Origin of the sequence: Leptolyngbya sp. FACHB-321, assembly GCF_014695975.1 — a bacterium.
Taxonomy (GTDB): domain Bacteria; phylum Cyanobacteriota; class Cyanobacteriia; order Leptolyngbyales; family Leptolyngbyaceae; genus Stenomitos.
In genome coordinates this window covers 1-25,035 of sequence record NZ_JACJPI010000052.1, presented here as the reverse complement: position 1 = coordinate 25,035, position 25,035 = coordinate 1, and the positions used below count along the sequence as shown (strand labels likewise).

Here is a 25,035-nt window from a genome sequence, read left to right as displayed (position 1 = left end):
ATAAGCTATATCAGCAGTCAGGCAAGCTAAAAATCACTCTTCTGACAGAGAATCGTCAGAGGGTGTCCCTGACTTCCGCACAAGCAACTTGCCTGCCCCCCAAGCCAGACCAAACGTGACCAGTGTACCAACCAGTCCGGCTAGTGGTGTAGCAATCTGTTCGGGCACTCCCCTCACAGCATATTCATCAAAAACAGCATGGAACGGCAGCTTCTGGGCTGGCTGCTCCTCAAGTGCCTTATCGCTAAACTTAAGATCTTCTGAAACTCGATCCAGACCATCTGGGTCTGAGCTTGCAAAGGGCGATAAAACGATCGCGATTAGCAGTGCAATACCCAGACCAGAAAGCACAAACGCGCGGTTCCGCTGCTGGTAACGACGGTTGCTCATAGTGAAACCTTTTAAAAATGTGAGCTTCTCAGCAAATATCTAACGTAAGCTTCTGACAAAAATGAGTTAGCGCGGTAAAAGTGACTTCGATGCTAGTGAATGCGCTTTACGCGGTGCATCGTAAAGTAAGTCAGGGCGCGATCGCCAGATAAAACTAATAGTTGTTACAGAAATAATTGCCTCACCGACACCGATCAGAATGTGCCAGGATAGCATCGCGGTCAGAGCTACAGCAAGAGGTACCGTACCAGACAAAGCCAGTTGAATTGCTGTAGTAACCGCAGCAACGATGACACTGAGCCAGGCAGCAATTGCTACACCAATCAGTGTTCCACGCAGAGAGTTGCGTCCTAAGGCAAAGCGAACGGCTCGATACAGGTAGTAGCCCCCAAAGGTGCCAATCAAGCCCATGTTAAAAACATTGGCACCCAGAACGGTTAAACCACCATCCTGGAAAAGAATACTCTGGACGATAAATACGACTGTCATCACGAGCGATCCCGCCCACGGTCCCAGTAAAGCACCTGCCAATGTACCGCCAAGCAAATGACCTGACGTTCCACCTGGGATCGGAAAATTAATCATCTGTGCCGCAAAAATAAAGGCTGCACAAACGCCCATTAAAGGAACTGTTCGATCCTTGTATTCGGATTCCACTCGCTTTAGCGCTACTGCAATCAGAGCGACTGCCACAACCCAGGTAGCTAAGCTAACTGGCAAACTGAGAAACCCATCTGGAATATGTAGTGCCAGATGAGACGGCAGTGCCCATCGCCATAGAGGGGAGGACAGTAGGTGCAAGAAAACAACTCCGACTGTAATCAAAACAAAGTCCTCATTGAGATACAAGTAGATACAGAACAGAAAAGCTGGAATAGTAGAGAAACGAGTGACCCAACGACTACCCAGATGGCGCAATCTGCCCATCCTGGACTAGCCCCAACACTTTCCAACAAACAGAGCTGAAAATTCAATCCTCCACGGGGGCATACTGAGAGAGGGTACTAGCTAGATTTGACTGCTTTTTGCTTAGGGAGAACATCTTGCTTACGCAGCTACGAATTTAAAAAAGATCCTGAAAGACCTTTCCCTATGGCGAAAGCCTCCCCCTGTTAAGTTCAAGCAGCATTTTAGTTATTTCATCAGTGTCTCTAGACTGAAGTGGCTAGCATGGTCTATGATTGTAGACTGTGAGTTTTCACTTAACCTATGCACGCCCAAGAGATTATCCGCTCCATTGAAGCGGAGCAAATGAAGTCGGATCTGCCAGTTCTTTACATTGGTGACACTGTTAAAGTTGGTGTCATCATTCAAGAGGGTGGTAAAGAGCGGACACAGCCTTACGAAGGTGTTATCATCGCCCGTCGGGGTGCTGGTCTCAATCAAAACATCACGGTTCGCAAAACGTTTCAGGGTGTTGGTGTAGAGCGGGTTTTTCTAATCCATTCGCCTCGTATTGAAAGTATTAAGGTGTTGCGACGTGCTAAGGTGCGCCGCGCTAAACTATACTTCCTACGTGATCGTATTGGTAAGGCAACTCGTCTTAAGCAGCGCTTTGATCGTCCCCTTCAGTGAGTCGTTAGCGTGCCCGGTTACTAATTGCTGGCAGCCGTGCCTTTAGCTACTAGTAACCGACAAACTAACAGTCAAACTGATAGACTGATGATGCTAATGCTAAAGCACTGGCGCTCTTAGTTCAGTTGGTAGAACGCAGGTCTCCAAAACCTGATGTCGGGGGTTCAAGTCCTCCAGGGCGCGCTTGGTGAACGGCGATCGTGAGTAAGGTTTGATACTGGTCTAGCGATCGCCTTTTGCTGTTTTACCAGAGGCTGTAAAAAGTCATTCATTTTAATGGACTGGACAAGCAGCACGAAGCGTTAAACGACAGCGATGGGATACATTGGTAGTACGGTCGCCAACTTCTAAGATGGTTTCCACCATGGAGACAGGAAAGAAGTGATCTAGTTTAACGCTGCACTGAAAGGGAGATGAGGAACTGTGGCAAAAAAAGAAGCTACCGAGGTGCAAGAGGCAAAGCCTGGCTTTAATGCTTCAGCCTTCTTGCAAGAGACAAAGGATGAGCTTGATAAGGTTGTCTGGCCTAGTCGTCAGCAGCTTATTAGTGAATCGATCGCTGTAGTTTTGATGGTGATCCTTTCCGCAACCCTCATTTACCTGGTTGATAATTTCTTCGCTTGGGGAGCCCAGCAGGTGTTCGGATGACTTTTGCATCAGACGACTTTCAACAAAATTCGGCACCAGAGGAACAGTCAGAAGAAACATCGGCTAAAAACGGTCGCTGGTATGCTGTGCAGGTTGCCTCTGGTTGCGAAAAGCGTGTCAAGGCAAATTTGGAACAACGCATTGAAACACTGGATGTTGTCAATCGCATCTTCCAGATCGAGATTCCTCAGACTCCTGCTATCAGGCTTCGCAAAGATGGCAGTCGGCAGAGTACAGAAGAAAAAGTATTTCCTGGCTACGTGCTCGTCAATATGCTGATGGATGATGACACCTGGCAGGTTATTAAAAATACACCTAACGTCATCAACTTTGTGGGGGCGGAGCAAAAGCGCCGTTATGGTCGCGGTCGCGGTCATGTTAAGCCACTGCCGTTGGGCAATGCTGAAGTCGAGCGCATCTTTAAGCAAGCTCAAGAGCAAGAGCCTATTGTCAAAATTGACATGGCTCCTGGAGACAAAATTTTGGTGCTGTCGGGTCCCTTTAAAGACTTTGAAGGCGAGGTGATTGAGGTCAGCCCAGAGCGCAGTAAGCTGAAAGCGCTGTTGTCTATTTTTGGGCGTGATACACCAGTGGAGTTAGAGTTCAATCAGGTTCAGAAAGAGAGTTAGTAGAGTCAATGGCAAAGAAAGTTGCTGCGGTCATTAAGTTGGCAATCACCGCTGGGAAAGCAAACCCGGCTCCCCCTATTGGTCCCGCGCTTGGTCAGCACGGGGTCAACATCATGATGTTCTGCAAGGAATACAATGCGCGAACTGCTGACCAAGCAGGCATGGTGGTTCCTGTCGAAATTTCGGTTTATGAAGATCGCAGTTTCACTTTTATTCTCAAGACACCGCCTGCATCTAAGCTTATTGCAAAAGCAGCAGGCATTGAGCGAGGCTCAGGCGAAGCAAATCGTAAGAAGGTGGGTTCAATCACTCGCTCTCAGCTTCAAGAAATCGCTCAAGCTAAACTACCTGACCTGAATGCAAATGACATTGAGGCAGCAATGCGAATTGTTGAGGGAACGGCGCGCAATATGGGCGTGACAGTTAAGGATTAGCTTAAGAGTTCAGTTTGCACGTTGTCTAAGTGTTCTTAGACAAGGGATTGCAGTTTTTGTAAACCGTTAGCGGGGGAGAGGCAATGCTTCGTTAGCACCCCAAGAGGAAACTATGGTCAAAATATCTCGTAGACTGCAAGAATTAAACAAAAAGGTTGAGGATCGTGCGTACGAACCGCTTGAAGCCTTAAACCTGCTGAAAGAAACAGCGACCGCTAAATTTCCAGAATCCGCAGAGGCTCATATTCGTTTAGGGATTGATCCTAAGTATGCCGATCAACAGTTGCGGACGACTGTTGCACTCCCCAAAGGCACGGGGCAATCGATTCGAGTTGCTGTCATTGCTCGTGGTGAGAAAGTGACTGAGGCAACGAATGCAGGTGCAGACTTAGCTGGCTCAGAAGAACTGATTACCGAGATCCAAAAGGGCACAATCGACTTTGATTTGCTGATTGCGACACCAGACATGATGCCTCAAGTGGCAAAGCTGGGTAAGTTGCTTGGTCCACGCGGTTTAATGCCATCGCCTAAGGGTGGTACGGTTACCTTTGACTTACCGCAAGCGATCGCTGAATTTAAGGCAGGGAAACTGGAGTTTCGTGCAGATAAAACGGGCATTGTTCACGTGATGTTTGGTAAAGCAGCGTTTCCAGCCGAAGATTTGATGATTAATCTTAAGGCGTTGCAAGAAACGATCGATCGCAATCGCCCTTCTGGTGCAAAAGGTCGCTACTGGCGTACTGTCTACGTTGCTTCAACGATGGGACCATCGATTGAAGTTGACGTAAGCCTCCTGCGAGATCTAAAGGTGGGAGACGCAGCCTAAGTTTTCCGTTAGTGACAGTTAGTTGGTAGACTAATGTTTAAGCACTTAAGCAAGCAACTGCACCTCATTACTGTTGCGATCATAGGATTACTAGACGTTAACTAAGTACCAACAATTTCATAGCAAAGCCAGAGACAGCGGGTGCCCAGAGCTTAATTTCCTGCCGAGGTTTTCGTCTTGTATTTTCGGAGTGTCAGTGTTGCCTTGTACAGCACTGATAGCCAATTTACAGCGTGACCCCGGCTTCGAGTCCGGGGTTTTTTGATCTTACCTGGCTTTATCTAATGAACTGAATGAGCAGTGTTTAAGTTTGACCAAACCATCCAACAAAAGGAGGTGAAGATAAATGGGTAGAACGTTAGAGGGTAAAAAAGCGCTTGTAGCTGAACTCAAAGAAACATTGAGTTCGTCTCAGTTGGCAGTTGTCATCAACTACAAGGGGCTAACGGTTGCCGAAATTACAGATTTGCGTAGACGGCTTCTGCCGAGTGGCGCAACCTGTAAAGTGGCTAAGAATACCCTCATGCGAATCGCTGTTACAGGTGATTCTGCTTGGGAGCCAATGACAACCCTGTTGTCAGAGTCATCAGCCTTTCTATTAATTAAAGATGACGTTGGCGGTGCGCTCAAAGCGTATCAGGATTTCCAGAAAGCGACCAAGAAGACAGAACTTCGTGGCGGCGTGATGGAAGGACGTGCGTTAACGGAAGCTGAGGTGAAAGCGATCGCTGACCTGCCATCCAAGGAGCAGCTTATTGCTCAAGTGGCTGGAGCAATCAATGGCGTGGCTGCCAAGTTGGCGATCGGGATCAATCAGGTACCGTCTTCGCTGGCTCGTGCTATTCAAGCGGTTGCCGATAAAGATCAAGAAGCCGCTTGAATCAGCTTTTAGTGCTTAGTTTTTAGAACTAAACCCCTCAAAACTAGCAATTTTTCTTGCCTGCCCAGTAGGCTTGACAACCGAAAACCAAAAACTTAGGAGACTACAAATGTCTGCAACCACTGATGGAATTTTAGAACAGTTGAAAACTCTGACGCTATTGGAAGCGTCAGAACTGGTTAAGCAAATTGAAGAAGCCTTTGGCGTAAGCGCAGCGGCTCCTGTGGGCGGCATGATGATGGCAGCTCCTAGCGGTGCCGCTGCTCCGGCAGAAGAAGCGGAAGAGCAAACCGAATTTAATGTCATGCTGGAAGAGTTTCCGGCTGACAAGAAGATTGCAATTCTGAAAGTCGTACGAACCCTAACAGGTCTAGGGCTGAAAGAAGCGAAAGATTTGGTTGAAGCAGCGCCTAAAGCCGTCAAAGAAGGCGTTTCTAAGGGTGATGCCGAAGATGCTAAGAAGCAACTAGAAGAAGCTGGTGCGAAAGTAGCAATTAAGTAGATCGATTAGCTCCACTGCTGCCGCAATAAAAATAAAAGGGGAGACGAAAACGTCTCCCCTTTTATTTTCGTACCTTTAAACCCAGACTCATGCTATGGGGTTCAACTTTTTAGAGCTTTAGAGCAATCAGGATACTAGTTTTCTAGCCCTATTTACCATTTACTGTAGCTTGCTTCTCTGTAGAATTTGGCTAACCGCGTCGCAAAACATCAGCCTAGCCTTTGCAAGCGCTTACAGAATGTAGAGCAGTAGAAAGAGAAAGATCCAAACAACATCGACGAAGTGCCAGTAGATTTCAGCAGCTTCGACACCAAAATGATTCTCGCTGCTGTAATGCCCTTGCTTAAGCGATCGCCACAGCACCCCTAGCATTAGCACTAAGCCAAACGCAACGTGTAGTCCATGAAATCCAGTCAACACATAAAATGTGCTGGCAAACAAGTTGGTAGTTAGCCCAAACTCCAAATGAAAATACTCATAGAGCTGACCGACTAAAAAGACTGCTCCCATAGCAGCCGTAATTGCAAACCACTTTTGCAAGCCCTTTACGTCGTTTTTCTTAATTGCAGTGTCAGCATTATGGATTACAAAGCTGCTGGAAATAAGAATGATGGTGTTGATACCTGGCAGCAGCAGTTCTAGTTTTGGTGTGCCTTCTGGGGGCCAACTCGGTGCGACAGCGCGAAAGGTTAAGTAAGCAGTAAACAGACCCAGGAAAATCATTGCTTCTGCAATCAGAAAGATGATGATGCCGAAAATCCTGTAGTCGTGATGTTCTGCGTGGGGTGCTTCAACTTCAGCATGGTGATAGTTGAGCGCAGTTTTAGCGGAATCTAAAGTTGAACCTGTCATGAGTAGAAAGTTTCCGTTAGGTGGCTCTTTGGTGATTGGCGATGACTGGCTGCGAACGATAACTCATCAAAAATTTGAGGGGTATTGGTCTAGTCAGTTCCTACTTAGCTAAGTTTCTTCAATCGCGCTCAATCCACCGCTGCGGAAGGTGAAGCGAAAACGAAACTTAATTGACTGGTACTTTTTTCATGTCAATCCCTAATGGTTATTACTATCGCCACGATCGTCAGGCGAAACAGCAACAGCAGGGTCAGGCGTCGCTCTCAGTGAAGAGTTGGGACCAGCAGCAAGTGCGGGATCTCTTGAATCGGAAAAGGGTACATCGACTGGAGTAGCACGATCGCCAAACCCATAATCATAAGGACCTGTTGCTAATACAGGATCAGCATCAAAGTTCTCGACGGGCGGCGGTGAACTGGTCATCCACTCCAACGTTAGACCTTTCCACGGGTTGTCACCGGCTTTCGGACCATACATCCAGCTCCAGATCACATTCACAATGAAGGGAATGGTTGACACTGCCAGGATATAAGCGCCGATCGAGCAAATCAAGTTAAGGAAAGCAAAACGAGGCTCATATTCCGCAATTCGACGGTTCATACCCTCCAGCCCTAGCTTATGCATGGGCAAAAACGCCAAGTTAAAGCCAACTAGATTGAGCCAAAAATGCACTTGCCCCCAAGTCTCATTCAGCATCCGTCCAGTCATTTTAGGGAACCAGTGGTAGAACCCAGCGTATAGACCAAAGACGCTGCCACCAAACAAAACATAGTGGATGTGCGCCACGATGAAATAGGTATCGTGAACGTGAATGTCGAACGGTACAGCCGCAACCATAACACCGCTAATGCCGCCAATCACGAACATTGACAAAAACCCAAGCGCGAACAGCATGGCGCTGTTTAGACGCAGCTTGCCACCCCAAATCGTTGCTAGCCAACTAAAGACCTTGATTCCCGTTGGTACAGCAATGACCATCGTCGTGATCATAAAAAACATCCGCAACCAGGGCGGGGTGCCACTGGTAAACATATGGTGAGCCCAAACAATCAGCCCCAAAAAGCAAATGGCGAGACTTGAATAGGCGATCGCCTTGTAACCAAAAATTGGTTTGCGCGCGTGGACTGGAAGGATCTCCGAGATCATGCCAAATACAGGCAAGATCATGATGTACACGGCAGGATGCGAGTAAAACCAGAACATATGCTGGTAGACGATCGGATTGCCGCCACCAGTCGGGTTAAAGAATGCCGTACCCACTAGCAAATCAAAGGCAAGCAAAATCAGCGCCCCTGCAAGCACTGGAGTCGCCAATAAAGCCAGTGTTGAGGTTGCCAGCATTGCCCAGCAAAAAAGCGGCATCTGGTTAAAACCCATCCCCGCCACACGCATCTTAAAGATTGTAGCAATGAAATTTACTGCTGCCAGAATCGATGACGTACCGAGAATCAAGACGCTAAGAATCCAAATCGCCTCACCCGCTTTATCAGTAACGAGACTCAGCGGTGGATACGAGGTCCAACCAGCACCAGGAGCGCCAACGAAAAAACTGCAAAGCAGCAGAATGCCTGCAGGCGGGATCATCCAAAAAGCAAGGGCATTCAGCTTAGGAAATGCCATGTCTCGTGCCCCAATGAGCAGTGGCACCAGGTAGTTGCCAAAGCCGCCCGTTGTAGCAGGCACGATCCACAGAAAGATCATCACCGTCGCGTGAACCGTGAACAGGCTGTTGTAAACCTCTCGGCTCACAAAATCTACTTCTGGCGTTGCAAGTTCTGTACGAACCGCCGTTGCCAGGGCACCGCCAATCAAATAGAAAACAAATGTTGTAACCAGGTACTGAATCCCGATCACTTTATGGTCAGTGCTAAAGCTGAAGTAAGTGCGCCAGTTATTACCGCTTGGTTCGACACCGTGAGCGGGAATATTAGCCGTCTCTTGTAGCTGTGCTTGGGTCATAAGAGCTAAGTCCATTGCGATCAGCTAATCGCGTTGCTTTTACAGGTTGCGTTACAGATGGTGTTGCTTTGTCGAAGGCGCTTTTAGAGCTAGGGTGACGGACGAATCGCGTCCTAGCTTGCAGAGTAAGCGTGCCCAGACTCTGAATGGAGCTGCTGGAGAAGATTGGGGTGAATGCCCATTCGGTCGGCATAGGGAGCCAAAAATTCAGCCGGTGCTTTGTCTGCAGGGTTAACGGCGATCGTCTGCTCCAAACCTTGAGCACTCGCAACTTTTTGCTCGTCAACCCAGGTAGCAAAATCAGCAGGCGATTCCGCAACCACTTTCGTTCTCATAGCACCGTGATACGGACCGCAAAGTTCGGCACAAATTACTGGGTACTCACCAATCCGATTGGGCGTGAACCGTAATTCAGTCGGTTGACCGGGAACGGCATCTTGCTTCAGCCGAAACTCCGGCACCCAAAAAGCGTGCAGCACATCACTAGCAGAAATCTCAAGGAGAACCTCACGCCCAACGGGGACATGCAGTTCACCTGCGACAACACCACTATTGGGGTAAGTGAAAATCCAGGCGTACTGCAATCCATTTGCCTGGATCACAAAGGGTTTCGATGGGTCATCTTTTGTTGGCATAGCCCCAACGCCAGGAGTGATAGAGGTTTCAGACCCATCCTCTTTTTTGGTGATCCCGCCAGGCGCTCCAGCCTCAGCTTGAGTTGGTCCATCTGATCCAGCATCTGCCATAAGCATCTGGGATGCCATTGCTTGATCAGGTGGCAACGTTGCCGCGATCGCCGCCCCCGGAATCGTTGCCATTTGCTGGGTCGATTGCCCATGTGCTACCGAATGTTCCATAGGGTTCAACCCGCCAATCTGGGTATAAACCTCAAAGCTGTAGATTGCCAAGCCTAAAACAATGACAGCCGGAATAGAAGTCCAAAGAATCTCCAAAGGAATGTTGCCATGAACGGGAGAGCCATCCGTCTCATCACCCGGTTGACGGCGGAACTTGACCACAGCAACCAAAATGACCCCCATGACCAGCAGGAATAATCCGGTACCGATCGTCATCATCGTGTCGAACAGCCCATCAATCAAAGGAGCGGCTTCAGAGGCTTCAACTGGCATCAAACCATGGTTTTGACCAACCCAAAGGCTAACCAGGGTAAGCAGAATGCCAGCAAGCATTGTTGTAATGGAACTTGGAATATTCACAATTCAGATTCGCCTAAAGATGTCGATCGCCAACACAAGTCACTCAAGCTAGCCAAAATAAGCCTTACCTACCTTACAAGGTAAAGCAGTGCTTATAGAAAAGGAGTAATCGTTAAACATCCTTATGATTTTCTTCAGGATTGCTCTTCGGACCTCAGTTCTCGATCTCTAGCATAGAACCTGGGTACTGTAAGCGTCAGCTCCAAGATACAAAGAGCTTTAAAGCTAAAAGCCATTACGGCATCTTGCTTTTGCAACGCTTGATACCGCACGAAAGATGTAATCCGAAGAAATTCCAAAGGGGGAGGCTATGAGGCAACAGCATCACTAAAGTAATAGCTAGTAAAGTAGGCAGACCCGCTTTTGAGTCTAGAGTGCTAGGTTTGAAGTGAGCACTCACTCCTGTGTTGTATTTAGTTACATTTAGTTTTGTGATTTAAGGATAAGCCGATGGCTGATGCAATCTCCCATCAATCTGCTCCTGAAGCATCCCAACATCGATCGCGGATTAGTCACTTTGCGCTGGCGATGGCAGCAGAAACCTTGTTTCTTATGGCACTGGGCAGTGCAACGCGCGTGATGAATGCTGGTCTTGCGTGCCCCGACTGGCCGCTTTGCTATGGCGAATTACTGCCGCGACAGCAGATGAACTTCCAGGTCTTTCTGGAGTGGTTTCATCGTTTAACTGCATCCTCTATGGGCTTGTTTGCGATCGGGCTATTTGGGCTTGCTTGGTGGTACCGCCGCTCCCTTCCTGGTTGGACACCCTGGGCAACCGCGTTGGCGCTGGTGTTGGTACTCTTTCAAGGGCTTTTAGGCGGGCTTACTGTGACTGAGTTGCTCCGCTTCGACATTGTGACGGCACATTTAGGTACGGCGCTGCTGTTTTTTGTGACGCTGCTGGCAATCGGCGTGGCGCTGATGCCGCACCAAGGCATGGGCACTGCTGGGAAACTGCCCTGGGTTGGTCTCATCGCGGGATTTTTGGTTTATCTCCAAAGCATCTTAGGCGCGCTAGTTGCGTCCCGTTGGGCGCTGCATCAATGCCTGAACGATTCTGGACTTTGTGTGGTGATGCACAGCCATATTGCAGGCGTAGTGCCACCAACGCTGGCAGTTTTGACACTGGCAGTTCTGGCATGGCGCACTCCAGCCCTGCATCCCACGCTACGCAAGCTGGCAAAAGTGGCAAGCAGCTTAGTGGTGCTTCAGATTCTTTTGGGCGTAGCAACGTTTAAGCTCAGGTTGCAGGTGGAACCACTAACGGTTTCGCATCAGGCGATCGGGGCTGCCTTGCTAGGAACGTTGGTTGCCTTTACAGTACTGGCGTGGCGCGATTTGCCAACAGCGGCGATCGACGAAACGTTGTCCCCTTTAGCACCAGCGGCTACAGACGAGACCTTTCCTGGCGATCGTGCCAATGGTCAACCGGCTTGACTTCAAGCCAGTCCAACTGATTTCGGTGAAGTGGGTTTGGCAACGTACGGCTTGAGCAAGTCCTACAGGTAAGAGGCTCATCACTTTCATCACTGCGGTTCGAGTTTGTTTTTAGGTCTGTCTTCTTTAGGAAAGGGCGAATGCAAGAAACTGTCTTAACTGGTATCCCCCGCCAACACGAAAACGTTCTACAGGTTCTTCAAAGCTATTATCAACTCACAAAACCTCGTATTATTCTGCTGCTGCTGATTACGACTGCTGGCGGTATGTGGATTGCAGCCAAGGGTGAGGTCGATTCCGTTCTCTTGCTGGTCACGCTAATCAGTGGTGCTTGTGCAGCTGGGTCAGCCAACACCATCAATTGCTTCTACGATCGCGATATCGACTACATCATGGAGCGCACCCGCCATCGCCCCTTGCCATCGGGTCGCATACAGCCGCGTGATGCACTGATCTTTGCGATCGCTCTTGCCACACTCTCCTTTACGCTGTTAGCGGTCTTTGCCAATTTGTTGAGCGCCTGCCTCGCAATGTCGGGCATTGTCTTTTACGTGCTGATTTATACCCACTGGCTCAAGCGTCACAGCACGCTAAATATCGTCATTGGCGGTGCTGCTGGAGCGATTCCACCACTGGTTGGTTGGGCAGCCGTAACGGGTGATTTGAGCTGGGCAGCGTGGGTGCTGTTTGCCATTATCTTCTTCTGGACACCGCCACATTTCTGGGCACTAGCAGTCTTAATTCGAGAAGACTATGCCAAAGTTGGTGTGCCGATGCTGCCTGTAGTCGTTGGTAATGAGCCGACCGCTCGCCAAATCTTCTACTACACGCTGATACTGCTTCCAGTAACGTTGCTGCTGGTCTACCCCTTGCATGTCATGGGTGCGGTCTACTGCGGCATTGCTTTACTCTTAGGCGGCATTTTTGTTCAGAAAGCATGGCAGCTTATGCAAGCACCGTCAGATTTGCAAGTAGCGCGATCGGTCTTCAAGTATTCCATTCTGTACCTGATGTTGCTTTGCGCTGGTATGGGCTTAGATAGTTTGCCGTTCACCCATGAGTTCGTCAGCGTGGTAGCAGGCAATTTACAGACGATCGCCGCGAATGTGCAGACAATGTTTGGTTCCTTAAGCGCTTAAATGTGCAGACGCTGAACTGGTAAAAAGCCCTAAAGCGCCAAAAAGCCCCGGTTTGGACCTAAGATCCCCGACTTCTTGAGGCAACATTGATGAGTTTAGTGCCCCTATTTCAGAAGTTGGGGATCTAGAGACGTTTAATGCCCCTGTTTCAGAAGCCGGGGCTCTAGATACGACTCCTTCGCTTCAACAAGTGCGATAGGATGAGTGTATTGAGATTTGTATATCTTTGGGGCGGTGCTATGGCTCCTGCAGTGTTCATCGAAAACCTGAAAAAGCATTATGGCTCTGTGGCGGCTGTTAAGGACGTGTCGCTACAAGTCGAACCAGGTGAGATCTTTGGTCTTTTAGGTCCGAATGGGTCTGGCAAAACAACGACGTTGCGTTGCCTTTGTACCCTGGCTGAACCCGATACTGGCAAAGTAGAAGTTGCTGGCATCTCTGTAATTGAGCAGCCTCGCCTTGCCCGACAGCATTTGGGCTACATTGCCCAAGAAGTAGCGCTAGATAAGGTGTTGACGGGGCGAGAGTTACTTCAGCTTCAAGCGGCGCTGTATCACCTCCCACGATCGATCGCCCAAGAACGCATCGGGATCGTCCTTAAGCTACTGGATCTAGAAAGCTACGCTGATAAAAAAACGGGCACCTATTCGGGTGGGCTGAAGAAGCGTCTAGATCTAGCAGCGGGACTCTTACACCAACCGCAAGTATTGGTTTTAGATGAGCCAACTGTTGGGCTAGACATCGAAAGCCGGATTGCTGTTTGGGACTTTCTCCGAGGACTGCGAGAACAGGGCACAACTGTCTTGCTTACCAGCCACTATCTTGAAGAAGTAGATGCACTCGCTGATCGAGTTGCCATTATTGATCAGGGCATGGTCATTGCATCCGGCAAGCCCTCAGCCCTGAAGGACAACGTAGGCGGCGATCGCATCACCCTCCGCATTCGTGAGTTTTCGCCTTTGGAAGAAGCTGAAAAAGCGAAGGCGCTGCTGCAAGACCTACCATCTGTACAGGAAGTCATCATCAACAGCGCTCAGGGCAACTCGCTTAACTTAGTTGTTCATCCTCAGAGCGATGCCCTTGCTATGGTTCAACAGGCACTCCAAACCGTCGGCTTACCCATCTTTGGCATTGCTCAAGCACGTCCTAGTCTGGATGATGTTTATCTTGCTGCAACCGGACGCACCCTGTTAGACGCTGAAATTGCGGCAGCTGGTAGTCGAGACACCAAGGCAGAACGAAAGCAGAATATGCGGTAATTGAGACGCAGTACTTGAGATGCAATAGAGGCAAGGAAATCAACAGAGGCAACGAAATGGATGTAGCCATCAACATTGACATCGACCTTGCCCATCTAGCTTTCCGCTCCTTCACCCCTTTACAGAGCCACGGTTGAACCGTCTTATACCTATGAGCACAACTATTACGCCGTCCAAAACTAATCCCAAGCCAATCCCGGCGATACAAACCTCCTCAGCGTTAAGCGACTTTTTACAAGAAACTGGAGCGCTGACCCGTCGCCTTTTCATCCAACTGCAACGTCGCCCCTCAACACTTATTGCAGGGATCGTGCAGCCAATTATGTGGTTGGTACTCTTTGGTGCACTGTTTCAGAATGCACCACAGGGTTTGTTTGGCACCGATGTTAGCTACGGGCAATTTTTGGGCGCAGGTGTAATTGTTTTCACAGCCTTTGGTGGAGCGCTGAATGCTGGTTTACCCGTGATGTTCGATCGCGAGTTTGGTTTCCTTAATCGCCTGCTTGTGGCTCCACTGGCATCTAGATTCTCGATCGTGATGGCATCAGCTATTTTTATCACCACACTGAGCTTAATTCAAACGGTGGCGATCGTGACAGTCAGCGCTCTGCTAGGGGCAGGTCTACCAAACGCACTTGGCTTAGGGCTTGTAGGTCTGATTGTGCTCCTGCTTGTGCTAGGCGTAACCGCCCTCAGCCTGGGACTATCGTTCTCCTTACCAGGTCATATCGAACTCATTGCCGTGATTTTTGTGACCAACCTGCCGCTGCTGTTTGCTAGTACGGCACTAGTACCGCTGTCATTCATGCCAACCTGGTTACAGTGGATTGCAACGCTTAATCCCCTCAGCTACGCGATTGAGCCGATCCGGTATGTCTATTTGCACAGCGATTGGTCATTAAGTAGCATTGTGATGCATGCTCCCTGGGGTTCTGTCACACTAGGAGCGTCCCTCTTGCTGCTACTTAGCTTTGATGTGGTCGCGCTAGTGCTGATTCAACCAAAACTACGTCGATCGCTCGCTTAACAGCCCCTTAAAGCTGCCAAAGCGATCGCCAAAATTTCTCTTGGCTTTGGGTGTTAAAATCTCAAGATGGAACTATTTGCCTGGTAGGTGCAGTCTTAGCGTATAGAAGGGTTAGGAATTCTCTTAATTAAGGTGTGTTGGGTAAAGGACGCTTTATGGCTAGAACAATGAACATTTCAACCATGTATACACGCAAGCTCACCCAGATAACTCTGAGCCTTACGGCTGCGATCGGTTTAGTAGCTGGGTTAGCTCAGTCTGCATCAGCAGAACAGGTAGATGTTGCTCAACCTCAGGATATCTTCCAGGACCAGCAAAATAACGATCCTTTTTCGGGTCGGAGTGGCAATCAGGCTGGTAGCGTTATGGATCTGGTGCATCGAGCCCAGCAGGCAGGCTCTCTTAGCTACGAAGACTTTCAAAGCCAGCAGCAAGAAAATCTTGATTCGGCAACAGCTGGTTTTCGGGAAGCCCAGAAGAAACGCTTGAGTGGTTCACAAACCCCACCTGTGGTTACTCCAAGCCCAGCGCCAACAAGCCAATCGCCTTTGTAAAAAGCTACCTTGCTGTGAAGGCACGAGTTAGCGTTCAGCGTGATGAGTTGGTTAAACGTTCTTTAGCTTCTTTCCCTTTCAGCTCTTACTTTTTAGGCGTTGACTTCAGACCAATTGGTTGAAATTCATAGAGTACGCGATTGCCAGAACGAAGCGGCGCGACAGTCATCAGGCGTACCCCGCCCTGTCGATCGCCAGATGACAAAAAGCGAACTGGCTCGGTTGCCCCTGATGCCATGAAATCGGTTTGAGCTAAAACCCTCTGAATACCATTGCGGCTAGGTTCGCGTCTCATTGCTACGACTAGCGCTTGCGTCGCGTCATATGAAAGTGCTGTACGCCAGCTAATGGCAGCATTTCGTCCCCAAAGCTGCTCTGACTGCTGCTGAAACGGGAGCCTAGCTAGATCAGCCGGTACAGCAACAACCATATCAACTGCTTCCCTCCCCGCAACTTTCAGCACCTTAGCAGTAGAGATACTGTCACCTGCTAACACCTTTAAGCGACGACGATTAAGCTGCACAATCTGAATTGCTCGGTCAGAAACATTGCTATCGGGTGCCAGCATCATGACTTCAGCACCACTTGCGATCGCCATCTCAACACTATCAGCCGCATCAAAATCAGGTCGAGAGAGGTCAAACTCGTCCATAATCTCGACACCGTTGTAAAACAGCGCATTTTTGAATTCGGTTTTGAGCGATAGACTGTAGGCGCTGGCAGCATTAAAAAAAACAACCACTTTACGCTTCTTCATTTGATTGAGCATATGGCTACTCAGAGCCTTCGCCGTCAAACGATCGCTCGGCATAGTGCGAAAAATATAGCTACCCACATTTGATAGCTGTACGGCTGAACTCAGCGGTGATACCAAAACAAGCTGATTGGCTTGATAGACAGCAGCAGCAGACAGAGTTGTATCGCTGATCCCATGCCCAACTACACCCAAAATTTCTGGTTGGTTTACCAGAAGCTTTGCTAGCTGTTGAGCTGTTTCCGGCTGATTGTCATCGTTAACGATCGTCACCTTGAGACGTGTTCCACCAATGCCACCCGCTTGATTCACATCGTCTTGCGCCTTGGCAACCCCTCGCAGAATTTCGAGCGCCGACCCGAAGGTATCGCCTAGCGGCACAGCAGCTGCAATCGTATAAGACTTTTCCGTGCCAATACGGGCGTTGTTGAGATAAATCAAGGTCTCAGGATCACTACGATCACTCCTTCGCGCTGCCTCCAAGGCTACGACTGCTTTTGTATAGTTCTTGGCAGCAAGCTGCTCAACGCCTTCTTGCTTTTTAGGATTCGCTTGCCAATCACTAAGCAACTTTTCGCCTGTACTCATGCGATCGTTCAACGCCTTCTGTACTGGGTTGATCGCTAGCTCAGTGGTGGGCGGTAGCGGAGTGGGCGAGAAACCACGTACTAGAAAGACTAGGGCAAGGGCAGTGACAATTGTTCCACCCGCGATCGCCAGCACTTTCACACTCTTACGATTGGGGTCTGAGCGTAAAGCATGATGATCAGGCTGAAACTGTGTTTGCTTAGTAGGCGTTACCGTCAGTGACTTTGCCGTGTGTCTGACGGTCAAGGCATTTGCAGCGCGAACAGGAGGCGGCATTAGACCAGTAGCAACTTGCTGGAGCGCCTGCCGAGCTTCCAAAGCGGACTGATAGCGGTGGATATAGTGGTAACAAATCGTCTGATCCAGAAATGCCGCCAACGGCTCACCCACTTGCACCTGGTCACGCCAAATAATCTCAGAGGTATTAAAGTCCTGAGGCAACTGAGATGGGCGCATCCCCGTTAAAGTCTGAATCGCCACCATGCCTAAAGAATAGAGATCGCTGCTAAACTGCGGTCTACCTAAACATTGTTCACTCGCACCGTAACCCGAGGTGTAAATCGGGATGCTGAAGCTGGTTTCACCTGTTGCCTCAGCGATCGTGTTGCCAAGGGTTTTCACCGCACCAAAATCAATCAGCACAAAGTGCCCATCGCGATCGCGGCGAATCAGGTTTTCTGGCTTAATATCCCGATGAATTACTCCTTGAGCATGGACAAACTCCAAAACACTCAGGACATCATCTAATAGCGCTATCACCTGACTCTCAGTAAAGCGAACACCCTCTGTCAACTCATCGCTTAACGGATGTCCCTCGATAAACTCTTGAACTAAGTAAAACTCCTGCTCCTCTTCAAAATAGGCAAGCAGTTGCGGAATCTGATCATGCCGACCCAAGCGCTCTAATGTTTCTGCCTCTGTTTGAAAGAGCCGCCGCACTTGTTGAAGCACTAACGCATTAGAACTAGCAAAGGTCAGATGTTTAAGCACACAGCGCGGCTTACCAGGACGCTGAGTGTCTTCGGCAATATAAGTATGACCAAAGCCTCCCGATCCCAGGACATTGATCACTCTATAGCGCGCACCGAGAAGTTCACCCAGCATTGCATCCACAGCCTGACGTAATCTTGCCCCACTTCTTGCAACAAAATTACTTTTCCTTGACTCTACCGTGATGCTGCTGATCCTGCCAGAGGGCGTACAGGCAAGTGTCAAAAGAAACCCTTAAGGAAAGAGAAGACTTGAAGAACGCCATTATCTAAAACAACGTGATCGAAGATCAACAGCTACATTGCTTTAGAAACTTATGCCAGTAAAAGTGGCGGCAACTGTAAAAGCGCTGCCAGACTAAAGGCTTTCCAGGTAACTCAACAAATCTGCCATTTCTTGCGGACTAGGCTGAAACTGCGGCATAGGGGGGGTTTGCCCGCTAATCACCTGATGGATCATACTAACCTTAGACTTCCGATTGGATATCTCTCGCAGGCTTGGTCCAACCCGACCCGCTGCCTCCGTACCATGGCAGCCAGCGCAATTCATCAAAAAAATGGCATGACCCTGTACAGAATCACCCTTGATTGCTAAAACATCCTGCATATAAGGCGAAGACGCACGAAACTGATAAACCCCTAGAACAGCTAAGAAGGCTGCAAAACAGAGGGCTAACAGCATAAGAGCAATCCGCTGAATCAACCTTTCGTTAGTAGGAAGCTGATTATCCAAAAGTTTTCAAGCTGCACAAAAGAGTGTTGTCGAATCAAGATAGCAATCCATCGACTTCTCTATTTTAAAGCTTCTTCAGATAACTTTGCAATTCTCTCAGACTCTAAAAGTGCAAGCAACAAACGTAGCGCTTTCATCTTTAGTCCAAAGCTGTCAAGACTGCACCTTCTGTCCCCCAAAACCTATCTGTCTTTGCTGCGCTTTGGTCATGAACCTAGTACGATGAGAAGAGAATATGCAACTCACGTAAAAATTACTGATTCAAAAGGAGCTGTAACTTGGTAGAGCCACTTCTTTCAGGTATTGTGCTTGGGCTAATCCCCATCACCCTTGCCGGACTATTCGTCGCTGCCTATCTTCAGTATAAGCGTGGCAACCAACTCGGTCTTTAGCCTGCTAAAGCGTTCTCTTCAAGTACCGAAGCCCAGTTATATACTGGGCTTTTTCGATCGCCAAACTTTTTCTGTGCTGCATGGGTTAGTGAAAAAACACCTCTTCGCCTTTAAGACTTGTAGAGGATAGGTCAAGCTTTATCGTGCTTGTAATGCACACAATAACTCCGAAGGCTTCCCTCATAGAGAGTACCGCAACGTTATTCAAAAGCTGCTTGATCGCTTCAGACGCTACTTGGCGGCCAGGGTGACCTACACAGCACGCCTTTTGTCTAAAGAAGCTCGAAGCCATCAAACAAGCTCACATTCCACTCCGTAATGCTCCAGCAAACTGCAAGTATCGTGATCAACAAGATTGGTATCACTTAATTCGAGGTTGTAAAAATCAACCCAGGGATCATCAAAATATGGTCCTGCGTGCCAGGTGCCGACCTCTAACTTGATAAAGCAATTACCAGGAATGCGGAACGCCACAATATCCTCCAAGCGAGGAAGTGCTGCTTGACTTGGCGGCGCAACTGCCAGCAACCATTCCTTACCTTCTAAAGACCCTAAGCACTGTGTACAGAGCTGATGCCGCGTGATCTGATGAAACTTCCGCCCGCGTTGATGTAGCCGCATGATGTAGAAGTGAGGAATCCCATTTTGCAGCTGTAACTGTGCAGCCTCCAAGCCAAAAGGTCTATGGTCACTTGAAGCGATGATCACCTGACCAAAAGGGTGAAAAGACTCTGAAGTAATCAACTGGGCACGAATTGTTTGCAGCAGTTTAGCTTCCATCATTGAACGCAGTGATCTTGGAGTTAATTGTAAGGTGCAAAAAGAGGCAAGTCAGTTATCTTCAGCAGAACGTTGATATCTGACCCCACAGCCAAGCTGTACCGAAAGCTTCAAGCAGAAGCACTCTAATGCCAACGCAAAGTGCTTTGTATCCAACAAGGTTAGCTATTTTGTACCAAACAGTCGATCGCCAGCATCACCTAACCCAGGCACAATATACCCATGCTCGTCCAGCTTTTCATCAATTGCAGCTGTAAAAATTGGTACATCTGGATGCTGCTCATGAAAATTATGAATACCTTCAGGTGCCGCTAACAAGCACACTAACTTTAGCGATCGTGGATTAGTCTGCTTCAATCGTTGAACAGCCGCAGCTGCCGAGTTACCCGTGGCTACCATAGGGTCAACTACTAACATATCGCGCTCTTCGATGTCATGTGGCACCTTAAAGTAATATTCCACTGGCACCAAAGTTGTCGGCTCTCGATACAAACCAATATGTCCCACTCTTGCAGACGGCATTAGCTGTAGCATGCCATCCAAAATGCCCTGACCGGCACGCATAATGGAGACAATGACAAGTTTTTTGTCAGGAGCCAAAACTGGGGCAGACATCTCGCAAATCGGCGTTTTAATTAATTCCTGTTTGAGCGGCAAATCGCGTGTTACTTCATAAGCTAGCAACATACTAACCTCGGTCATGAGCGATCGAAACTTAGCAGTACTAGTCTCTACACGCCGCATAAGTGTAAGTTTATGTTGAATTAAGGGATGATTGATAACTGTGACGCTATATGCCATAGGTAGAACTCTTTATGGATGCAACAGTAATACATAGCATCGTTTAGTTAGTAGCCCTTCAACTATAGCGATCCTATCTGGATGGTGAGCAAGGCTTCCAGTGGAATTCTTGCTCACCAAGCCTCTCAATCTCACAACTAATTTGGGACTGTTATAGAAACATTTGCTGTGCCCAAAGCACACTAAGGTAGGTATTTCTGCACTACGTCCCAGCCTGTCAATGAAACCCAGCATAGCCCTATAAAAAGTACAGCATTAGTACTGACATGCAGCCACCGAGCCCAAGGCTTCAAGAGCTTTATCTGTACAGCGCTCCAAGCAGAAAGAAACACTAAACTTACTACAATTAACCCTGCTAGCAAGTGCCATGAATGACCTAAACTGCCAAAATGACCTAATGTACCGACAATACCAATCCCTAAAAGAAGCAGTACTAATACAACAAGTATTCCGCCCGTCAAAAAGTGTAAGGTACGAAGCCAATAAGAATAGACCTTCTGCTGACGCTGAACAGCTATACCCACACCTGATGCTGCCAACAAAAAATAAGCAGCAATCGTAAAACCCATCGACCATGCTGCAATCTTCCACAACCAAAGAAAAGATGGTAAAGGCATACTTCAAACTCCAGCTAGCCTTAATGGTTTGCCCCGTATCTATTAAGCAAAATTACATAGCCGAGCAACGAACAGTATAGCTTTTCCAGGTTTTAGCTGTGGAAGAGTAATACTGTCTCAGGCTCTGTGAATATAGTTGATTTTTTTAACCACGTAATCGTACTGCAACTGCAAACAAATCTTGGGTGAAGGCAATCGAAATTAAAATGAGTGTGAACATTCCGAAGGTTTTCAACCCTAACCTTGGGTGGAGAACAGAGATGAGCAGAGCGTCGTCGAAAGCAGCACCAACACTTGAAAAACTCGTTGCGTTGCCAACGGTAGCTTGCGGAACGAATACTCCAGAAACAGGTTTTGCACCCTTTCATTCTGTTATTTTGTAGAACTGATAGAGTCAGCCCCTTATCCAGGGCTATTTCACTTTAAATAGAGACATTAGTGTGCCTAGTCCAAAGCCTCATAGCTTCTGTGCTTAAGCCATGTTAGCAAAACCATGGTCACGATAAAGATTGAGCGCGTAATTTCGCGCTAGAGCCCAACTCTGTATCAACGGGGGGTGCAGATGCGAGAAGCATCTTTGCCTTGAGTCACATAATGCACTTTGTTCTCCACCGCCCAGAGCCCTGAATCTGGTCGGCAAATGACTGTGCTGTCTCGGTAAAGGGACAATGTAATACCAAATTGAAAAAAGAGAGTGACAGATGAGATACTAGCTTCTAGCGTGTTGAGGAAGTGGCAATAGCAGGCATCACTCGGATTAAAATTCGAGAAACGATAGCAGAGCTAGAAGCATTGCTCCAACAGTACTCGAACCCCCACCTGAAAGAGCGGTTGCAAGTGTTGTACTTGCTGCAATTACCGAATGCGATGAGCGTCAGTGCGATTGCGAAAGTCATTGAACGGCATCAGGGCAGTGTGCAGCGATGGTTGAGCCAGTATTGCGACAACAGGTTGACGGGATTGCTAGAAACACGACAGAGTTCCGGCCGACCGATCGTCATTCCAGCCTAGGCAGTGACTCGCTTGAACCGGCACTTGGATGACCCAAAAGGTAGCTTTGACAGCTACATGCAAGTGCGGCAAGGTGGTCTAAGACCTTGAACATTGAAGCGGAATATGCAACGGTGCATCACCTTGTGCGCTATCGCTTGGATGCAAAGCTCAAAGCTGCCCGTCCGGTTCATATCCCTCTTCTGTCACTTTCGTAGGAGTAAATTCTAGAAGCCTTATCTAGCCTCACTTTCTCAATAAGACTGCCAAAACTCATCCGAGAAGCGAAACCGCTGTGCAGCGTAGCTTGTGGATTTCTATTCAACTAGAGTGACAGAAGAGGGATACAAAGGGTAGTAGCCTTCTAAAAAGGATTGTAAAGGATAGGGGATAATAGCCAGAGCTTGCTCTTTTCATTGCTATGTCAACTATCCCTCCTTTCGTGCGCTGTCCTAACTGTGGCTTAGAAGACATCATGAAAAATGGCACCACCCGACGCGGCAAACAAAATTACAAATGTCGTGATTGTGGTCGCCAATTTGTTAAGCATCCCCAGTGGAAACGTTGGGGGCCCGATAAGAGCGCTTTGGTTAACCGCTTACCGCTAGAGAAAATCCCGTTGGCAGGCATCGTCCGTGTCCTCAAGCTCTCGCCATTCTGGTTCCACCAGTATGTGAGCCAATGCTACGAAGCAGTGCCACGTCAAGTGCAAGTGTTACCCAAGCCGAAAGGAACACTCACTGTACAAATGGACGAATTGTGGTCCTTTGTCGATAACAAGGGCAACCAGCAGTGGGTTTAGCTTGCCCTCGACGTAACGACGCATGAGATTGTCGGTTGCTACAGCGGTGACCGTTCGAGTGACTCGGCTCTCGCTTTGTGGCACTCAATATCAGCGGTGTATTGCCAATCTGCCATGATTTATACCGACTATTGGGAAGCATATAAGGCGGTACTGCCATGTCAACGGCATTGGGCCGTGGGCAAAGAAACTGGATTGACCAGTTACATTGAACGATTGAACAACACCTTACAACAACGAGTTTCCCGTTTGGTCCGTTGGGTCAGAAAGACCTTAGCGTTCTCCAAGAAGCTCGATAATCACAGCGGTGCCATTTGGACTTTCATTCATTACTACAACCAACTGATTCGTTTGAAGCATTCAAGTTGTTAAAAGTGTCCTCTTTTCCCCATCCTTTACTAAATAGAACTACCGATGCGAAGCAGGACCTGGAAGCCTTAAAGGCATTTCAGCAAATCTTAGTGAGGACCTGCTCCTGCTCAAGCAGTATGCTGCGCTCACAAAACCCAAGTATCAACTCAAAGCGACTTTCCTCAAGACGAAAATCGCTTTAGGTTGAAGACGACTGTTATGCACTTAATTACTAGTTTGGAAGTCAAACCATTAGACAGCTGACAATGGCAGTTCAAAGCTTTTTGGATCTATGGTGCGGTAGAACCAACGATGGGAGAGCAGTTCTTTTTGCAGTTTACGCCTGTTGATAGCGACTGCTATCAGCTTTTTCCCAATCAGTTCTCTCAAGCCTATCCTGGTACGCTTAATATTCTGAAAGGCGATAACGGGACGTTTCACAAAGCCAAAAACCTCGTGTTTCCCGACAGTATCATCTGATACTCATTATTTCAACCACCTTACTGTCCTAAGTTGAACCCGTACGCTTTTCCTTTAGCGGGGTAAAGCCCTATGAACCCTTGTGACAGCACTTGAAGAGAGACCTACACTAGGGATTGTTCAAGAAATTAACCCAACTCCAAACCCAAGTAGACAACCTCATTGCTGCATTGATACCCAAAACGGTTGCTTCTGTTACTGGCTTTCGCTTTATTGTAGAAGCCCTATCTATCGCAGAGATTTTTTGATTTGGTATAACTTGATCAGGTTAAGCCGAAGGCTAAAACTCCTACTATGACTAGCCTGAGTCAAGCAAGCAGCCAGTCATTTTTCTCGATAAGACCTGCTACTGAAAGTATTTGCAACTGTGGATCTTATCAGAACCTGACCGAGAGCATGGTAGCAAGTCACGGAAAGCCAGGACTTCTGGCGATTCCTTATCCGAACTAATATTTAGAACAGTCTCCATTGCCTTAGGCAATGTGTTGCAGTAGCGTAACTGTTTGCAAATGTGACTTTTCAACCATGCTCAGCATTTCTCAATGCGATTGAGGTCAGGCGAATAAGGGGGCAGATAGACGACTTGAGCACCTGCCGGCTGCAAGTGGTTAAGCAATACGTCTACCATGATAAAAGGTGGCATTATTTACAATCACCCACTCTCTAGGCTGGAGTACTGGAGTCAAGGCATCCAGTCAGCAAAAATGGCTTATGCACACTTGCCAAAGCATGAACGCAAATAGGCGCACATCCGTACTCACGTGTCGGGAACCCATCCGATGAATTACGGGTAACTAACGAATACGAGAAATGCCTTTTCCCACTCAGTCTGCAACTTTTCAGGTAGTAGGTTTTAAAACTGCGGCAGCACTACTGATAGAATTCAATCAAGACCGTCATGATTTCGCTCAATCTCAGGCTTTAAGGTCGATTGCGAAGATGCAACCCAAAGCTCAAAAGCTGCTGTTTCCAGAACGGTTCAAAGCTCTTACAGAAATCGACGGAGCAGAACAGGTCTTCTAGACTAAGTGTGGGGCAAACTGGGCATGAAATTTTAGCATTTTCAGCCTATCAGGTTTGCCCCTTTCTTATCCTAATTCTTATCCCGAACTAAGTTAGTTTAAGCCCTAATCGAACTAGCAACAGCTATAATACCAACGCACACGACTATTGTGAAGATATTTATATCTGTTTTATTAAGACTGGCTGAACAAGTTTTACAGTGCCCCTAGGTCTATATTTAATAAGCGCTATTAAGGCGATTGCCCCAACCTTCCCTTCAGCAGCAGCGATGGCTATGATAGGGATTTACTTAACAGAACGGTGGGATAGCCGCATTGGACTACCCCACCGTTTGCCGAAGAATCAACCTGGCACCGAGCTATTTTTGCAGGGAGCTACCCCCCAACTATCTTTGCCGCTGTAATGTT

The 25,035-nt window shown here is 48.1% G+C and carries 27 protein-coding genes, 1 tRNA gene, 1 pseudogene and 1 other annotated feature; of the genes and pseudogenes, 19 read left to right on the top strand and 10 right to left on the bottom strand.

Annotation, left to right across the window (positions count from 1 at the left end; genetic code table 11):
- Positions 1–33: 33 nt before the first annotated feature.
- Positions 34–390 carry a PDGLE domain-containing protein gene (locus H6F76_RS09490; protein ID WP_190448107.1) on the bottom strand — a complete coding sequence of 119 codons (357 nt, stop codon included), beginning with the start codon at positions 388–390 and terminating at the stop codon, positions 34–36.
- Positions 391–456: 66 nt separating this feature from the next.
- Complete coding sequence (locus H6F76_RS09485; RefSeq protein WP_190507704.1) at positions 457–1,317, bottom strand: energy-coupling factor ABC transporter permease; 861 nt, start codon at positions 1,315–1,317, stop codon at positions 457–459.
- 282 nt (positions 1,318–1,599) lie between these two features.
- Here H6F76_RS09485 and rplS point away from each other — a divergent pair, with 282 nt between their 5' ends.
- From rplS to rplL, 8 genes are all read left to right on the top strand, one after another.
- The gene (rplS, locus tag H6F76_RS09480) at positions 1,600–1,965 is read left to right on the top strand and encodes a 50S ribosomal protein L19 (protein ID WP_190448105.1); all 366 of its coding nucleotides are present in this window, start codon (positions 1,600–1,602) and stop codon (positions 1,963–1,965) included.
- 110 nt (positions 1,966–2,075) lie between these two features.
- A tRNA-Trp gene (locus tag H6F76_RS09475) sits at positions 2,076–2,148 on the top strand.
- 240 nt (positions 2,149–2,388) lie between these two features.
- Positions 2,389–2,613, top strand: coding sequence for a preprotein translocase subunit SecE (secE, locus tag H6F76_RS09470; RefSeq protein WP_190448103.1), 225 nt, complete (start codon positions 2,389–2,391; stop codon positions 2,611–2,613).
- Positions 2,610–3,242: a transcription termination/antitermination protein NusG gene (gene nusG, locus H6F76_RS09465; RefSeq protein ID WP_190448101.1), complete on the top strand. Its 633-nt coding sequence runs from the start codon at positions 2,610–2,612 to the stop codon at positions 3,240–3,242. Before secE ends, nusG begins: the two co-directional genes overlap by 4 nt.
- A gap of 8 nt (positions 3,243–3,250) precedes the next feature.
- Positions 3,251–3,676, top strand: coding sequence for a 50S ribosomal protein L11 (gene rplK / locus H6F76_RS09460; protein WP_190448099.1), 426 nt, complete (start codon positions 3,251–3,253; stop codon positions 3,674–3,676).
- Between the two features lie 112 nt (positions 3,677–3,788).
- Positions 3,789–4,502 (top strand): 50S ribosomal protein L1, encoded by a 714-nt coding sequence (gene rplA, locus H6F76_RS09455; RefSeq protein WP_190448096.1) that lies wholly within the window; start codon positions 3,789–3,791, stop codon positions 4,500–4,502.
- 110 nt (positions 4,503–4,612) lie between these two features.
- Positions 4,613–4,774, top strand: a sequence feature (ribosomal protein L10 leader region).
- A 74-nt stretch (positions 4,775–4,848) separates the two neighbouring features.
- Positions 4,849–5,382: a 50S ribosomal protein L10 gene (gene rplJ / locus H6F76_RS09450; RefSeq protein WP_190448094.1), complete on the top strand. Its 534-nt coding sequence runs from the start codon at positions 4,849–4,851 to the stop codon at positions 5,380–5,382.
- Positions 5,383–5,491: 109 nt separating this feature from the next.
- The gene (gene rplL, locus H6F76_RS09445; protein ID WP_190507702.1) at positions 5,492–5,884 is read left to right on the top strand and encodes a 50S ribosomal protein L7/L12; all 393 of its coding nucleotides are present in this window, start codon (positions 5,492–5,494) and stop codon (positions 5,882–5,884) included.
- A 231-nt stretch (positions 5,885–6,115) separates the two neighbouring features.
- Here the strand turns inward: rplL and H6F76_RS09440 are convergent, their stop codons facing one another.
- From H6F76_RS09440 to H6F76_RS09430, 3 genes are all read right to left on the bottom strand, one after another.
- Entirely contained in the window at positions 6,116–6,736 is a 621-nt protein-coding gene (locus H6F76_RS09440; protein WP_190507700.1) for a heme-copper oxidase subunit III, read from the bottom strand.
- A gap of 198 nt (positions 6,737–6,934) precedes the next feature.
- Positions 6,935–8,695 carry a cytochrome c oxidase subunit I gene (gene ctaD, locus H6F76_RS09435; protein ID WP_190448365.1) on the bottom strand — a complete coding sequence of 587 codons (1,761 nt, stop codon included), beginning with the start codon at positions 8,693–8,695 and terminating at the stop codon, positions 6,935–6,937.
- A 113-nt stretch (positions 8,696–8,808) separates the two neighbouring features.
- Positions 8,809–9,912: a cytochrome c oxidase subunit II gene (locus H6F76_RS09430; protein WP_190507698.1), complete on the bottom strand. Its 1,104-nt coding sequence runs from the start codon at positions 9,910–9,912 to the stop codon at positions 8,809–8,811.
- A 450-nt stretch (positions 9,913–10,362) separates the two neighbouring features.
- Between H6F76_RS09430 and H6F76_RS09425 the strand changes: the two genes are divergently transcribed.
- The 5 genes from H6F76_RS09425 to H6F76_RS09405 all read left to right on the top strand — a co-directional run bounded on the left by H6F76_RS09425 (position 10,363) and on the right by H6F76_RS09405 (position 15,328).
- On the top strand, positions 10,363–11,349 hold the full coding sequence (locus H6F76_RS09425; RefSeq protein ID WP_190507696.1) for a heme A synthase: 987 nt from the start codon (positions 10,363–10,365) through the stop codon (positions 11,347–11,349).
- Positions 11,350–11,489: 140 nt separating this feature from the next.
- Positions 11,490–12,488 (top strand): heme o synthase, encoded by a 999-nt coding sequence (locus tag H6F76_RS09420; RefSeq protein ID WP_190507694.1) that lies wholly within the window; start codon positions 11,490–11,492, stop codon positions 12,486–12,488.
- Positions 12,489–12,727: 239 nt separating this feature from the next.
- Complete coding sequence (locus tag H6F76_RS09415; protein ID WP_190507692.1) at positions 12,728–13,747, top strand: ATP-binding cassette domain-containing protein; 1,020 nt, start codon at positions 12,728–12,730, stop codon at positions 13,745–13,747.
- Between the two features lie 151 nt (positions 13,748–13,898).
- A complete protein-coding gene (locus tag H6F76_RS09410; protein WP_190507691.1) occupies positions 13,899–14,774 on the top strand; it encodes an ABC transporter permease in 876 nt (291 codons plus the stop codon).
- Positions 14,775–14,929: 155 nt separating this feature from the next.
- The gene (locus H6F76_RS09405) at positions 14,930–15,328 is read left to right on the top strand and encodes a hypothetical protein (protein ID WP_206754357.1); all 399 of its coding nucleotides are present in this window, start codon (positions 14,930–14,932) and stop codon (positions 15,326–15,328) included.
- Positions 15,329–15,413: 85 nt separating this feature from the next.
- Here H6F76_RS09405 and H6F76_RS09400 read toward each other — a convergent pair whose 3' ends face one another.
- A complete protein-coding gene (locus tag H6F76_RS09400; RefSeq protein WP_190507687.1) occupies positions 15,414–17,774 on the bottom strand; it encodes a bifunctional serine/threonine-protein kinase/ABC transporter substrate-binding protein in 2,361 nt (786 codons plus the stop codon).
- Positions 17,775–18,017: 243 nt separating this feature from the next.
- Positions 18,018–18,392, bottom strand: coding sequence for a cytochrome c (locus H6F76_RS09395; protein ID WP_190448076.1), 375 nt, complete (start codon positions 18,390–18,392; stop codon positions 18,018–18,020).
- A 278-nt stretch (positions 18,393–18,670) separates the two neighbouring features.
- On the opposite strand from H6F76_RS09395, the gene petG reads away from it, so the two are divergent.
- Positions 18,671–18,784 (top strand): cytochrome b6-f complex subunit V, encoded by a 114-nt coding sequence (gene petG, locus H6F76_RS09390; protein WP_075600448.1) that lies wholly within the window; start codon positions 18,671–18,673, stop codon positions 18,782–18,784.
- Positions 18,785–19,075: 291 nt separating this feature from the next.
- On the opposite strand, the gene H6F76_RS09385 is transcribed toward petG, so the two are convergent.
- The 3 genes from H6F76_RS09385 to H6F76_RS09375 all read right to left on the bottom strand — a co-directional run bounded on the left by H6F76_RS09385 (position 19,076) and on the right by H6F76_RS09375 (position 20,982).
- Entirely contained in the window at positions 19,076–19,567 is a 492-nt protein-coding gene (locus H6F76_RS09385) for an ureidoglycolate lyase (protein WP_347276000.1), read from the bottom strand.
- A gap of 162 nt (positions 19,568–19,729) precedes the next feature.
- Positions 19,730–20,365, bottom strand: a complete 636-nt coding sequence (gene upp / locus H6F76_RS09380; protein WP_190507685.1) for a uracil phosphoribosyltransferase — start codon at positions 20,363–20,365, stop codon at positions 19,730–19,732.
- Positions 20,366–20,547: 182 nt separating this feature from the next.
- Positions 20,548–20,982 (bottom strand): DUF4079 domain-containing protein, encoded by a 435-nt coding sequence (locus H6F76_RS09375; protein ID WP_190507683.1) that lies wholly within the window; start codon positions 20,980–20,982, stop codon positions 20,548–20,550.
- Positions 20,983–21,714: 732 nt separating this feature from the next.
- Here H6F76_RS09375 and H6F76_RS31425 point away from each other — a divergent pair.
- The 5 genes and pseudogenes from H6F76_RS31425 to H6F76_RS30980 all read left to right on the top strand — a co-directional run bounded on the left by H6F76_RS31425 (position 21,715) and on the right by H6F76_RS30980 (position 25,031).
- Positions 21,715–21,993 carry a helix-turn-helix domain-containing protein gene (locus tag H6F76_RS31425; protein ID WP_190507681.1) on the top strand — a complete coding sequence of 93 codons (279 nt, stop codon included), beginning with the start codon at positions 21,715–21,717 and terminating at the stop codon, positions 21,991–21,993.
- 421 nt (positions 21,994–22,414) lie between these two features.
- Positions 22,415–23,146, top strand: a pseudogene (locus H6F76_RS09365) (IS1 family transposase).
- Between the two features lie 291 nt (positions 23,147–23,437).
- Positions 23,438–23,605, top strand: coding sequence for a hypothetical protein (locus H6F76_RS09360; RefSeq protein WP_190507679.1), 168 nt, complete (start codon positions 23,438–23,440; stop codon positions 23,603–23,605).
- Between the two features lie 810 nt (positions 23,606–24,415).
- The gene (locus H6F76_RS09355) at positions 24,416–24,628 is read left to right on the top strand and encodes a hypothetical protein (protein ID WP_190507677.1); all 213 of its coding nucleotides are present in this window, start codon (positions 24,416–24,418) and stop codon (positions 24,626–24,628) included.
- A gap of 274 nt (positions 24,629–24,902) precedes the next feature.
- Positions 24,903–25,031 (top strand): hypothetical protein, encoded by a 129-nt coding sequence (locus tag H6F76_RS30980; RefSeq protein WP_277881205.1) that lies wholly within the window; start codon positions 24,903–24,905, stop codon positions 25,029–25,031.
- Positions 25,032–25,035 lie beyond the last annotated feature (4 nt).